The sequence below is a fragment of the Bradyrhizobium sp. 138 genome, from assembly GCF_023074075.1.
Lineage (GTDB): Bacteria > Pseudomonadota > Alphaproteobacteria > Rhizobiales > Xanthobacteraceae > Bradyrhizobium.
This window is the reverse complement of sequence record NZ_JADPKT010000094.1, coordinates 162,860-175,463: the sequence shown is the minus strand read 5'-3', so window position 1 is coordinate 175,463 and position 12,604 is coordinate 162,860. Positions and strand designations below refer to the sequence as shown.

Below are 12,604 nucleotides of genomic sequence, written 5' to 3'. Positions count from 1 at the left end.
ACGGGACAGGAGCACAGAGGAGGACCGCATCATGGCGACCAGAAATGACGTAGTCAGCTCGACGAAGGCACGCCTTCGCACCATCTTGGTATTGCTCCTGGTCGGAGCCGCTCTGCCGGCGGCAGGCCCTGCGTACGCCGGAGGTGGAGCATCCGCGGCCGCCGCAGTCGGCAGTGCCGGCCTGCAATCGTGCAGCGCCACCGCCGGCAAGGTGCTCTACGACTGCGTGGCAGGCGTGCTGGATCGCATGAGCGGGACGCTCAACAAATGGGATCCTCCCGAGGCACGTAGTGCGTTGCAGGCCGCAGCTTCGCAGTTGCGGGCTGCGAGCAACAAGGCTCAGGCACTCTCGGCAATTTCCCAGTGCCGCTCCGTCTTTGCGGGTCTGATCAAGCAGGCCACCGCTGGTCACGGCTCCGGACTCAGCGCCATTGTCGGGGTGTTGACCAAGGCGGCCCAGCTGATCCAGTCCAAGGGCTAGCGGGCACGCCGGAGCCTCGCGGCTCCGCGAGTGCTCACTCCGCCCAAATCAGCTCCTGCAGCTCGATGAGATCCGCCGCCTTCTCCTGCCAGCCCTCGATGCAGATGTGGCTGTTGAGGTCGCTGGCGCGGTGCAGCAGCATTAGGGCCGTCAGCCGGCGCTTGAGCGCATAGTCGAGCTTCGCATAGCCAAAGCCTTCGAGCAGGCTCCGCACCCTCCCCGGCCGCCCGGCCGCCATGAACGCGCCGGGGCCGAGCAGATCGTAATCTCGCCATCCCGCCAGCACGTCGCCGAAGTCGAACAGACCAGCGAGCGACCATTGCCCGTCGTCGCAGGCGAGCAGAAAGTTCTCCGGAATGTACTCGCCGATCAGGATCACCGGCGGCGCATCCATCGGAATGAGCTTGGCCGCGTCGCGCAGGAGATCGTCGAGCCCTTTGAGGAATTTCGGCGCAAGGCCAAGACGCTCGTGCCTGGCACGGCAACCCTGCATCTGCTGGCGCATGAAATCGTCCCAGCGCGGCTCGATCAGTGCAAGCGGCCCGAGCGGGGCACGCTGCACGGCGGCGATGGTCTCGCCGATCTGGCGCAGCAGGCGCTCCTTCTGGTCTTCCGGCAGTTGCGGCCACACCTCCGAGCCGAGCGTGCCGGCAAGGCGCGTGATAATCAGGTATGGCCATCCGTCGCGCGTCCCTTCGGCGACGATCTCGGGGATCGGCAGATCGAGATGGCCAGCGAGCTGCGCGAGCGAGCCGCGCTCTGAGACGAACTGCGCATGCAAGAGCGGCGGGAAGATTTTCAGGATCAGCTTGTCGCCGAGCCCGACCACCAGATTGGTGCCGGTCGCAAACACGTGCGGCGCGCTGGTATCGAGACCGTGGCCGCGTGCGATGTCGAGCGCGATTGGAAACCAACGCGGCGCATCGGAGCGGAAGGCGCGGAAGCTTTCGGCGTGGGTGAAGTGAGGGAGTGTCATCGACATTGCAAATTCAATCAGATCAAATTCCCTGCGGCCATCCTTCGAGACGCCCGCTGTGCGGGCTCCCCAGGATGAGGAGCTGAGTGCGCGGCAGCATTATCGACAGGCACCGATGCTGCTTAGCCTCATCCTGAGGAGCGCGCCGAAGGCGGGCGTCTCGAAGGACGAGGCGCGCGCACTACCCTACCGCTCCGGACTTGCGCGCTCGAACTGGCGGAGCAGCTTGTTGCCGCGTTCGACGGCGGAGTCCAGCGCGGCTTGCGCGCTCTTGTGGCCGGCGAAGGCCTGCTCCAGCTCGTCCTCGATCGCGCCGCGGATCAGGACGAAGGAGCCGAGCCGGATGCCCTTCGAATTCTCGGTCGGCGGATTGAGCGTGATCTCCTCGAACGAGATCGCCGAGCCCGGATTGCGCTCGTAAAAACCTTGCGACCGCGTCAGCTCGAAAGCGGCACGGGTGATCGGCAAGTACCCGGTGTTCTGATGCCAGGCGGCCTGCACGCCGGGCTGCGACAAATAAGAGAAGAACCGGGCCACGCCCTTGTATTCCTCGCGGGGACGGTCGCGCAGCACCCACAACGTGGCGCCGCCGATGATCGAATTCTGCGGCGCGCCCTTCATGTCCGGCCAGTACGGCATCATGCCGTAGCCGATCTCGAATTTCGAATTCGCCCTGATGTCGGCGCGCGTGGCCGAGGAGCCGATGAAGATGCCGCATTCGCCCTTCTGGAAGCGTGGCTCAGCCGATTGGCCGCGGCCGCTATAGTCGAACAGCTTGCTCTTCTGCCACTCGCTGAGCGCTGCGATGTGATGCACCAGCGAGGGATTGTTGATGGTCAATTCCGCATCCAGCCCGGCAAAGCCGTTGGCGCGGCTCGCCACCGGCAGATTATGGAAGGCGGAGAAATTCTCGACATGGATCCAGGACGGCCAGGACGTGGTGAAGCCGCAAGGCGCGCCGCGATCGCGCAGGCGCTTTGCAGCCGCACCCAGTTCCGGCCAGGTCTTCGGCGGCGTCTCCGGATCGAGGCCGGCGTCGCGGAACATGGTCTTGTTGTAGTACAGGATCGGCGTCGAGGAATTGAACGGGAACGACAACAGATTGCCGGCCGCATCGGTGTAGTAGCCGGAGACCGCGGGCAGGTAATCGCTTAGCGAGAACGGCTCGCCCTGGTCGCGCATCAGGCTGAACACCGGATAGATCGCGCCCTTGGCCGCGGTCATGGTGGCGGTGGCGACCTCATTGACCTGGACGATCGCTGGCTGGCTGCGCGAGCGGAAGGCGAAGATCGCGGCGGTCACCGTCTCGGTGTAGTTGCCCTTGTATGCAGGCACGATGCGGTAGCCGGACTGCGAGGCGTTGAAGTCGGCGGCGAGCTTGTCCAGTTGCCGGCCGAGCTCGCCGGACATGGCGTGCCACAGCGCGATGTCGGTTGCGGCGTTTGCCGGCGCGATAAAGGTGAAGGCCGCGGCGGCGGCGACGACCTGCAAAAAGCGCAATGTTGAAGTCAAGATGGCTCTTCCCGAGCCGCACGACAAAGGCGGCCGCCCTGCTTAAGGCGCGGCAATTGCGGTTTCAACCGGGAATGAGCGCCAACCGCGCCGCACAATCGGTCCGCGGAACCGGGCGGGATGGCCTTCCCTTAACCATTTGCTAGATTGCATTGAACCTTTTCCTCCCGCCATAGACTGCACCACTGAGGGGTTGAGTGTGCCAGTGCTGAGCCGTGCCGAACTCTCGCGGACCGGGGTGATCTTCGTCGCGCTTCTGCTTGCCGCAGTCTCGATGGGCTTGCGCGCGACGGACGCATTTGCGCGCGAATTTCGCGCCGCCGACACCCAGACCGAGGATTACCCGACCGTCCAGGCGCTGCGCTACATGGGCGCCCTGATTGCCGAGCGCAGCGGCGGCCGCCACGAGATCAAGGTGTTCCACTCCCGTCAGCTCGGCGAGGAAAAGGAGACCATCGAGCAGACCCGGGCCGGTGCGATTGACCTCAACCGGACCAACGTGGCGCTGATCGGCAATTTCGTGCCGGCGATGAACGTGCTTGCCATGCCGTTCCTGTTCCGGTCCATCGAGCACATGCAGAAGGTGCTGGACGGGCCTGTTGGCAGCGAGATCCTCGGCAGCTTCGAGCCCTACGGCTTCGTCGGGCTCGCTTTTTACGATTCCGGCGCGCGGTCGATCTACAACGGCGTCCGCCCGGTGAGGAATATCGCGGACCTCAGGGGATTGCGGATCCGCGTGCAGCAGTCGGAGTTGATGAGCCAGATGATCCGTTCGCTCGGTGCCGAGCCGGTCGAGCTTCCCTACGGGCAGGTGCTCGCCGGGCTCACCAACCATTTGATCGACGGCGCCGAGAACAACTGGCCATCCTTCGTGACGACGGACCATTACAAACATGCCGGCCACTACACCCTCACCGAGCACACGATGAGCCCCGAAGTGCTGGTGATCTCGCTGAAGGCCTGGCAGAGCCTGTCGCCGGACGACCAGATCATCTTCCGGGAGGCCGCGCAGCGCTCCAGCCGGTTCATGCGCGAGAAATGGCGCGACCTGGAGGAGCAGTCGCAGCGCAAGGCGCAGGAAGCGGGCGTCACCATCGTCAGGGATATCGACCGCAAGCCGTTCGAGCAGGCGATGGCCGCAATCTACGAGAAGGCCGGGCGCGATCCGGCGGCGGCCGCGCTGATCGAACGCATTCGCAAGGTGGAGTAGAGCTTCTTGGCTGGGCTCGGACATAGCGAGACCGCGGAAAGGCCGCCCGGCCCGATCGGGAGGGCGCGCGCGCGCATCGTCGGCGTGCTGCGGGCGGTGCCGATCCGCTGGCGCATCCTGTCGATCGCGGCGCTGAACTCCGCCGTGGTGGTGGTGCTGGTGGCGATGATCTGGAACGGCGCGCAGGTGCTGGGCTCGGCCTGGGACGACGTGCGCCAGGTGCGCGAGTCCGACCGGATCCTGGCGCTGCTCGAAAGCGAGACCGGACGCCTGCACAATCTGATCCACCGCTACATCAACCAGCCGAGCCCGGACCTGTTCGCCGAGATCCTCTTGCTGCGCGAGGCGGTGCTGGGCACGCTGTCCAACCGCGCCGCCAAGGACCCGATGCTGTCGGGCTCGGTCGAGGAGCTGGAGCGCACCACCGACCGCTTCCTCAACGGCTTCGGCGAGCTGCGCAGCGTCCAGGCCACCATCGCCAGGACCTATGAGGAGCAGGTGCAGGGCCCGGCCAGGGACATGGCGGGCCTCTATTCCATCATCGAAGGCGCCACCGGCCATCGCGACGCGCTGATCTGGCCTTCGCTCGGGAAATCCCGCGAGGCCTTCACCGCGATGCTGGTGGCGGCCAATTCCTATTATCTGTCACTCTCGTCGGGCGCGGCCGACGACGCGCGCCGCAACACCGAGACGATCGAGAAAACCATCCCGGTGATGATCGATCTCGCCGACAACGACCTGCAGAAGATGGCCTTGCGGCGGCTCGGAGCTCGCACCGCCGCGCTCCGCGAGGGCTTTGCAAAGCTCTCCGAACAGCTTGCAAGCCGCACCGAGCTCTTGCGCAACAGCATCGACGCCAGCCAGGCCGAGGCAATCGGCGCCATCGACGATCTCTCCACCAAGATGCGCCGGCGCGAGCAGAAGGCGCAGGAAACCTTTGACCGCACGCTGGCCGATATCTCGCGGCGGGTGCTGTCGATCGCGGTGATCTTCCTCGGCATCATCCTCACCGCCGGTGTGATGATCGCGCTGTCGATCCGCCTGCCGCTGCAGCAGATCATGGCCGCGATGCGCGCGATCACGCTCGGCGACCTCGACCGCGAGGTGCAGGGCACCAAGGCCCGTGACGAGGTCGGCGCGATGGCGCGCGCGGTCGAGGTGTTCCGCGAGAACGCGATCGCGAAGCGTGAGACCGAGGACGAATTGCGCGCATCCAAGGAGAAGGCCGAGAGCGCGCTGCTCGAGCTCAACACCGCGCAGCAGAATCTGATCGACGCCGAGCGGCTGGCCGCGCTCGGCGGTCTCGTTGCCGGCGTCGCGCACGAGGTCAATAACCCGATCGGCATCAGCCTGACCGTAGCCTCCAGCTTCGCCCGGCGCACCGAGATCTTCGAAGCCCAGCTCAAGGGCGAGGGCGGCCTGCGCCGCTCGCAGCTGGAGGAGTTCGTGCAGTCCTCGCGCGATGCCTCGCAGCAGCTCGTCGCCAATCTCCAGCGCGCCGGCGAGCTGATCCAGTCGTTCAAGCAGGTCGCGGTTGACCGCTCCCATGCCGAGCGGCGGCAATTCTCGCTCAGCGAAGCCACCGACCAGATCATTGCAAGCCTCAGGCCGGTGCTGAAGCGCTCGCCGACCACGCTCCAGGTCGACGTGCCCGAGGGGCTGCTGCTCGACGGCTATCCGGGCTCCTATGGCCAGATCCTGACCAATCTGTTCCTCAACGCCGCCAACCACGCCTTCGCCGACGGGCGCGCCGGCACGATCACGATCTCGGCGCGGCCGCGCGGGGCCGACGACGTCGAGCTCATCTTCACCGACGACGGGGCCGGCATGACCCCGGACGTGCAGCGCCAGGCCTTTGACCCTTTCTTTACCACCCGGCGCAATGAAGGCGGCACGGGACTTGGCCTGCATATCGTCTATAACCTCGTCACCCAGCAGCTCGGCGGGCGCATGATGCTGGAATCCAAGCTGGGACAAGGCACTACTTTTCGCATTATCATGCCCCGGGTCGCCAAGGGCGGCGCGCAAAGCACAGAAAGTGACGGGACTTCTCAATGGCCGAACAGGACGATGTCCTCCACCTGATCGACGATACCGGTACCGCGTCGGAGGATAGCAACGCCCGGAAATGGAAGATCGCCGTCATCGACGACGATCCGGCCGTGCATGACGGCACCCGTTTCGCGCTGTCCGACTACAGCCTGAACGGCCAGGGTCTGGAAATCCTGTCGGCCTATTCCGCGGCGGAAGGCCGCAAGCTGATGGCCGAGCACGGCGACATCGCCGCCGTGCTGCTCGACGTCATCATGGAGACCGACGTCGCCGGCCTCGAGCTGGTCGAGTTCATCCGCAACGAGATCCGGAACGAGACCGTGCGCATCATCCTGCGCACCGGACAGCCCGGCCAGGCGCCCGAGCGGCGCGTGATCGTGCAGTACGACATCAACGACTACAAGGCCAAGACCGAGCTCACCGCGGACAAGCTGTTCACCTCGCTGACCGCGGCGCTGCGCTCCTATCAGCAGCTCGAGCGCATGGTGCAGACGCGGCGCGGGCTCGAGATCATCATCGACGCCGCCTCGACGCTGTACGACTTCAAGTCGATGCAGCGGCTCGCCGAGGGCGTGCTGACCCAGCTTGCCTCGCTGCTCAACGTCGATTGCGCCGGCATACTGGTCTTGCGCGACAATGGCGGCATCGACCCCGAGCTCTCCGTGCTCGCCGGCAGCGGCTGCTACAGCCGCTTCATCGGCACCACCACGTCGAAGGCGCTCGACCCCGAACTGCGCCAGATGGTCGAGGCCGCGTTCCAGCGCCGCAAGAACGAATTCGCCGACCATCGCAGCGTGATCTATTTGCGCACCGGCAGCGGCCGCGAGGTGGTGGTGCTGCTGCAGGCCGAGCGCGAGCTGTCCGAGACCGACCGCTCGCTGGTCGAGATCTTCTCCTCCAGGCTCTCGATCGCGTTCGACAACGTCATCCTCTACCAGCAGCTCCAGGACGCCAACACGCAGCTGGAGGACCGCGTCGCCCAGCGCACCCGCGCATTGATGCAGGCCAACCGCCGCCTGTCGGCGCAATGGCTGCGGCTACAGCGCGCCAACGGCTTCAAGAACGAGATTTTGGGCACAGTGGCGCACGATCTGAAGAATCCGCTCGGCGTCATCCTCGGCCGTACCGAGATGCTGAAGGAGCTGATCTCGACCGGCGCCTCGGAAAGCGGCGTGGTCGCCCAGGTCGATCACATCCGCGACGCCACCAAGCGGCTGACCACGATGGTCGACCATCTGATCTCGGACGCGATGGCCGATGCCTTCGACATCACCATCCGCCGCGAGCCGGTCGACGTCGCAGCCCTGGTCAAGGAGGTCGCCGAGGCCAACCAGCCGCTCGCCGTCAACAAGCAGCAGGCGATCAGCGTCGCCGCGCCGGCCAACATCGTCACCATGTGCGACACCGACCGCATCCGCGAGGCGATCGACAATCTCATCAGCAACGCCATCAAGTACTCACCGATCGGCGGCAAGATCGCCGTCGCCGTGACCCATGAGGGCGGCGACACCTTCGTCCGCGTCAGCGACGAGGGCGCCGGCCTGTCCCCGGAGGATCTCGGCCGCCTGTTCGGCCGGTTCCAGCGGCTGTCGGCAAAACCGACCGCCGGCGAAAGCTCGACGGGACTTGGCTTGTCCATCGTCAAGCGTATCGTCGACATGCATGGCGGCGAGGTGACCGCCGACAGCGACGGGCCCGGCAAGGGCTCGACCTTCACCATCACCCTCCCCGCGACCGAAATGCCGTGATGCAGAGACCATGACCCAAAGCCAGCACATCATGATCGTCGACGATGAAGCCCCGGCCCGGGAGATGGTCGGCGATTATCTCAAGATGCACGGCTTCACCGTGACGCTGTGCGACGGCGGCAAGTCCTTGCGCACTGCGATCGACAGCAGCATGCCCGACCTCGTCGTGCTCGATCTCAACATGCCCGAGGAGGACGGCCTCTCGATCATCCGCGACCTCAAGAGCCGCATCAACGTGCCGGTCATCATGCTCACCGCAACCGCGAGCCCGATCGATCGCGTCGTCGGGCTCGAGCTCGGCGCCGACGACTATGTGGCAAAGCCCTGCGAGCTGCGCGAGCTGATGGCGCGCATCCGCTCGGTACTGCGGCGGAGCGTGCCGGCCAAGGCGGCGGCGCCGGAAGCTGCGGCGGCGAAATCCGACAAGGAGCAGCTGGTGCGGTTCGGCACCAAATGGCTCGACCTCGAAGCCCAGGCCTTGCGCGACGACGAGGGCAACGAGCATCCGCTGACCGCGTCCGAGTTCGGGCTGCTGAAAGTGTTCGCGGCCAATCCGAAGCGCGTGCTGTCGCGCGAGCGCCTGCTGGAATTGGCCAATGCGCGCGACGCCGAAGCCTTCGACCGCGCGGTTGATCTCCGCATCATGCGCATCCGCCGCAAGATCGAGCCCGATCCGGCCAAGCCCGCCGTGATCCGCACCATCCGCGGCGGCGGCTATCTGTTCTCGCCGGCGGGCGAGAAGGCGTAGGGGCGGCGCCGCGCAAGCAGGTGCGGGTGGGCAAAGCGACCTGTCCGCCGTAGCTCGAAGAGCGAAGGCGGAAGCGTGCCCACCATTCCCTGGATGATTGCGAGAGCTCGTGGGCACGGCGCTTTGCGCCTTTGCCCACCCTACGAGACCGGCGTCTTGGCTGCGCGCCTCGCGCTCCGGGAGGACGGCAATGGGTCTAGCGCGACCGAACGCAAGGCCCGGAAATTCGTTCCTGCCCTGCCGAACACCGGCCCCGCATTTCCCGCACATTGAAATTTCACGACTTTTTGCCCCGAATGTTTCGTCGCCTCCCCTCCGACGAAACAATTTGGCGGCGCACGAAACCATTTTCTCCTTTTCGTGCAGACGTCCCGAAACGTTGGCTCATTAACACTTCGGCTCAAGGAAACGCCGCTCGGTTGCGGCGCTACGGGGAGCCAAGTCCATGCGGAACGTCATCGCCATCAACGCCCAGGCCAGCCAGAGCATCATCGCCGCTCAGGCGACTTCGGACGACATGCTTCTCGAGAGCATTGCCGGCGGCAACCCGACGTCGATGCATATCCTTTATTGCCGGCATAATGTGCGGGTGTACCGCTTCATCCTGCGCATCGTGCGTGACGCCACCGCGGCGGAAGACCTCGTCAGCCAGGTGTTTTTGGACGTGTGGCGGACTGCCGGCCAGTTCCAGGGCCGCTCCCAGGTCTCGACCTGGCTGCTGTCGATCGCCCGTTTCAAGGCGCTGACCGCGATGCGCCAGCGCCGCTTCGAGGACATCGACCAGGAGGACGTGCGCCAGATTCCCGACGATGCGGAGACGCCGGAGACCTCGCTCGACCGCAGCGACACCAGCGCCATCCTGCGCGCCTGCGTGCAGAAGCTGTCACCCGCGCATCGCGAGATCATCAACCTCGTCTACTACCACGAGAAGTCGGTGGAGGAGGTCGGCCAGATCATCGGCATCCCCCAGAGCACTGTGAAGACGCGGATGTTCTATGCCCGCAAGCAACTGGCCGAATTGCTTAAAGGCTGCGGCGTCGAGCGGTTCGCCGCCTGACCTCAACGATTTCAAAGGGATAGGGCCCGATGTCGGGTCCTTCCCGAGGACACGGAAGTGTTACCGCCGACGAAACAATTGAAACAAAGCACAACATCAGGCGGAAAAACTTCTCTCCTATAAAGCTGACATACGGTTTCGTTAAACCTCCCAAGGACCTCCAACGACCCGGACGGGATGCCCCCCTCCGGGTCGTTTTGTGTTTGGGGGGATTGATGCGGGCATTGAGAGGGCCGTGACGCCTCCACATCGTCATGGCCGGGCTTGCCCCGGCCATCCACGCCTTCCCCGCAGCACAAAGAACGTGGATGCCGGGACAGGCCCGGGCATGACGACTCCGCAACTACCGCCCCGTCACGAAGGCGTGACGCCGCGTAACGAGCGCCCCACCGCGCCCGAACTGTTCTCGTGACCCCATCCACGAGTGGCCAATGCTCGACCTGCTCTTCGCTCTCCTCGCCGGCATCCTCACCATCGCCGCACCCTGCACGCTGCCGATGCTGCCGATCCTGCTTGGCGCCTCGATCGGACGCGCCGGGCATCTGCGTCCTGCGATGATCGCGCTCGGCTTCGTCGTCTCCTTCTCGGCGGTCGCGCTGCTGTTAGGTGCGCTGACGCGGCTGTTCGATTTCGATCCGAACGTGCTGCGCGAGGCGGCCTCGATCCTGCTGCTCGGCTTCGGCCTGTTGATGCTGTGGCCGGCGCCGTTCGAATGGCTGTCGATCCGGCTCAATGGCTGGCTCGATCTCGGCAATTCCAGCGCCGCGCAGCGCGAGGGCGCGCTCGGCGGGCTGATCCTCGGCACCACGCTCGGCCTGGTCTGGACGCCCTGCGCCGGCCCCGTGCTCGGCTCGATCCTGACGCTGGTTGCGACCTCGAAGAACCTGAGCTGGGCCGGCACGCTGCTGATCGCCTATGCCATCGGCGCGGCGATCCCGATGCTGCTCATCGCCTATGGCGGACAGGCCGCGACCACGCGCGTGCGCAGCCTTTCGCGGATCTCGCCGCGACTGCAGCAGGGTTTTGGAATCGTCGTGATCGGCTTCGCGCTCGCCGCCTATTTCCAATACGACACGCTGATCGTGGCGTGGCTTACCGGCTTCTATCCCACCGGCCAGATCGGCCTGTGATCATCGCTTCATTTCACCGGAGGACGCTTCCATGACTTTCAAACTGCTCACTGTAGCCGCCGCGCTGATCGGCTTCACCGTGACCGGCGCCGTCATCCCCGGCATCTGCGAGGAGGCCGCGCGCGCGACGCCTGTCGTCACCGCCGCCGCGAGCCAGCAGACCGCGCCCGATTTCACCGGCATCAACAATTGGTTCAACTCCAAGCCGCTGAGCATCGCCGATCTCCGCGGCAAGGTCGTGCTGGTCGATTTCTGGACCTATGGCTGCGTCAACTGCGTCAACACGCTGCCGCATGTCACCGAGCTCTACGCCAAGTACAAAGACAAGGGCCTCGTCGTGGTCGGCGTGCACACTCCGGAATTCCCGTTCGAGCGTTCGGCCTCCAACGTGCAGGCGGCACTGAAGCGCCACGGCATCTCCTATCCGGTGGCGCAGGACAATGATTCGAAGACCTGGAACGCCTACCGCAACCAATATTGGCCGGCCCAATACATCATCGACCAGACCGGCAAGATCGTGTTCCAGCATGCCGGCGAAGGGGCTTACGACCAGATCGACCGCACCGTGGCAAAGCTGCTGAACGCCAGCAGTTGACGCCACACCGGCATCGCGCGGCGGATTTCAGGTCTCGTCCTTGTTGCTTGACTCCACGGACCCGTCCGTGGAGTTTCGCAAGCCTTGAAATCAGCCGCCCGCGATGGACGACGCGAACACCAGCACCGACATTCGCCTTCGTGAAGGTTCCTCGATCGCGCAGCGGCTGATCGTGGCCGGCTGCGCGGCCGCGGTTGCGCTCTGCTTCACGCCGGGCCTGTTCACGCACGACACCATGGAGATCATCATCTCCGTGGTGGCGCTGCTCGTCGGGGCAGGGTTCGTCGTCGGCATCATGATGGTGCCGGCGGTGGTGTGGATCATCACGCCGAACGAGATCCTGATCGGGCGGCAAAGCCCGTTCGGGAAGCTGCGCACGCGCCTCGTCGGGAAAGACGAGATCACGGCGTTACAGGTTCCCGGCAGCAAGCGGGTGAAGGCCCGCTTTCAACTCGTCTTCACGCTGACCTCGGGGGAGCGCCTGACGTCGCCGCCGATCTCCGACGTCACCCATGTTCGCGACACCGTGGCCCGAATCGCGGCGCAGTTCGAAGTCCCCAATGTCGAGGACCCCGTCAATCCGCTCGATGCCAGCCATCCCGAGATGCATCTCGGCGAGCCGCTCGAGCCGTTTCCCGCGCGGGACATCTGGATCGTGTCGCTGATCGCGGTCGCGCTGTGCGCCGTCCCCTACGCCTACAAGCTCTGGCGGGGGCTATCGCCGACCCATGTCGATATCCTGCTGCTGCCGCTCGGCGCGATCGCCGCGTTTGCCGTGCACCGCTACGCCAACCTCGTGACCGGCGCCTTCTGGATCATCCGGCAAGCCGACATTCGCGTCGAACGGCTGTGGGGCGACGGCAGCCTGCGCGCAGACCACATCCAGGGTGGCGACGTGAAGACGATCACCGTCGAGCGCCGCGGCCGGTCCGAGGACGAGCACTGCATCGTCGTGATCCGACTGCACTCGGGGCGGAGGTTTCGCAGCCCGCGGATCGGATCGCGGGTCGAGGCCCGCGCCGTGGCGACGGAGATCGTGCGGCGGCTGGGGATCCCGGCGGAGAGCAATAAGATTTAGACGGATGACGGGATTAA

General features: G+C 65.4%; 11 protein-coding genes. 9 read left to right on the top strand and 2 right to left on the bottom strand.

Annotated elements, in window-relative coordinates; all coding sequences use genetic code 11:
- The first annotated feature begins 31 nt into the window (after positions 1-31).
- Complete coding sequence (locus IVA79_RS33070) at positions 32-481, top strand: hypothetical protein (RefSeq protein ID WP_247561176.1); 450 nt, start codon at positions 32-34, stop codon at positions 479-481.
- A 34-nt stretch (positions 482-515) separates the two neighbouring features.
- Here IVA79_RS33070 and IVA79_RS33065 read toward each other — a convergent pair whose 3' ends face one another.
- Together IVA79_RS33065 and ugpB are read right to left on the bottom strand one after the other, a co-directional pair.
- Positions 516-1,463 carry an aminoglycoside 3'-phosphotransferase/choline kinase family protein gene (locus tag IVA79_RS33065; protein ID WP_247561174.1) on the bottom strand — a complete coding sequence of 316 codons (948 nt, stop codon included), beginning with the start codon at positions 1,461-1,463 and terminating at the stop codon, positions 516-518.
- A gap of 180 nt (positions 1,464-1,643) precedes the next feature.
- Positions 1,644-2,948 (bottom strand): sn-glycerol-3-phosphate ABC transporter substrate-binding protein UgpB, encoded by a 1,305-nt coding sequence (gene ugpB, locus IVA79_RS33060; RefSeq protein WP_247561532.1) that lies wholly within the window; start codon positions 2,946-2,948, stop codon positions 1,644-1,646.
- Positions 2,949-3,168: 220 nt separating this feature from the next.
- On the opposite strand from ugpB, the gene IVA79_RS33055 reads away from it, so the two are divergent.
- From IVA79_RS33055 to IVA79_RS33020, 8 genes are all read left to right on the top strand, one after another.
- Positions 3,169-4,179, top strand: a complete 1,011-nt coding sequence (locus IVA79_RS33055) for a TRAP transporter substrate-binding protein (protein ID WP_346658223.1) — start codon at positions 3,169-3,171, stop codon at positions 4,177-4,179.
- 6 nt (positions 4,180-4,185) lie between these two features.
- Positions 4,186-6,264: an ATP-binding protein gene (locus tag IVA79_RS33050; protein WP_247561169.1), complete on the top strand. Its 2,079-nt coding sequence runs from the start codon at positions 4,186-4,188 to the stop codon at positions 6,262-6,264.
- Positions 6,234-7,979 (top strand): DUF3369 domain-containing protein, encoded by a 1,746-nt coding sequence (locus tag IVA79_RS33045; protein WP_247561166.1) that lies wholly within the window; start codon positions 6,234-6,236, stop codon positions 7,977-7,979. The genes IVA79_RS33050 and IVA79_RS33045 overlap by 31 nt, the downstream gene beginning before the upstream one ends.
- A gap of 10 nt (positions 7,980-7,989) precedes the next feature.
- On the top strand, positions 7,990-8,727 hold the full coding sequence (locus IVA79_RS33040; RefSeq protein ID WP_247561145.1) for a response regulator: 738 nt from the start codon (positions 7,990-7,992) through the stop codon (positions 8,725-8,727).
- A gap of 445 nt (positions 8,728-9,172) precedes the next feature.
- On the top strand, positions 9,173-9,784 hold the full coding sequence (locus IVA79_RS33035; RefSeq protein ID WP_247561142.1) for a sigma-70 family RNA polymerase sigma factor: 612 nt from the start codon (positions 9,173-9,175) through the stop codon (positions 9,782-9,784).
- A 431-nt stretch (positions 9,785-10,215) separates the two neighbouring features.
- On the top strand, positions 10,216-10,914 hold the full coding sequence (locus IVA79_RS33030) for a cytochrome c biogenesis CcdA family protein (RefSeq protein ID WP_247561139.1): 699 nt from the start codon (positions 10,216-10,218) through the stop codon (positions 10,912-10,914).
- 31 nt (positions 10,915-10,945) lie between these two features.
- Positions 10,946-11,509: a thioredoxin family protein gene (locus IVA79_RS33025; RefSeq protein ID WP_247561136.1), complete on the top strand. Its 564-nt coding sequence runs from the start codon at positions 10,946-10,948 to the stop codon at positions 11,507-11,509.
- A 103-nt stretch (positions 11,510-11,612) separates the two neighbouring features.
- Positions 11,613-12,587: a hypothetical protein gene (locus tag IVA79_RS33020; RefSeq protein ID WP_247561133.1), complete on the top strand. Its 975-nt coding sequence runs from the start codon at positions 11,613-11,615 to the stop codon at positions 12,585-12,587.
- The last annotated feature ends 17 nt before the right edge of the window (positions 12,588-12,604 follow it).

What these genes read in the sequence shown, in the direction of transcription:
- IVA79_RS33070 (WP_247561176.1), top strand. Translation starts at nt 32, where the DNA reads ATGGCGACCAGAAATGACGTAGTCAGCTCGACGAAGGCACGCCTTCGC.
- IVA79_RS33065 (WP_247561174.1), bottom strand. Translation starts at nt 1,463, where the DNA reads ATGTCGATGACACTCCCTCACTTCACCCACGCCGAAAGCTTCCGCGCC.
- IVA79_RS33045 (WP_247561166.1), top strand. Translation starts at nt 6,234, where the DNA reads ATGGCCGAACAGGACGATGTCCTCCACCTGATCGACGATACCGGTACC.
- IVA79_RS33040 (WP_247561145.1), top strand. Translation starts at nt 7,990, where the DNA reads ATGACCCAAAGCCAGCACATCATGATCGTCGACGATGAAGCCCCGGCC.
- IVA79_RS33035 (WP_247561142.1), top strand. Translation starts at nt 9,173, where the DNA reads ATGCGGAACGTCATCGCCATCAACGCCCAGGCCAGCCAGAGCATCATC.
- IVA79_RS33030 (WP_247561139.1), top strand. Translation starts at nt 10,216, where the DNA reads ATGCTCGACCTGCTCTTCGCTCTCCTCGCCGGCATCCTCACCATCGCC.
- IVA79_RS33025 (WP_247561136.1), top strand. Translation starts at nt 10,946, where the DNA reads ATGACTTTCAAACTGCTCACTGTAGCCGCCGCGCTGATCGGCTTCACC.
- IVA79_RS33020 (WP_247561133.1), top strand. Translation starts at nt 11,613, where the DNA reads ATGGACGACGCGAACACCAGCACCGACATTCGCCTTCGTGAAGGTTCC.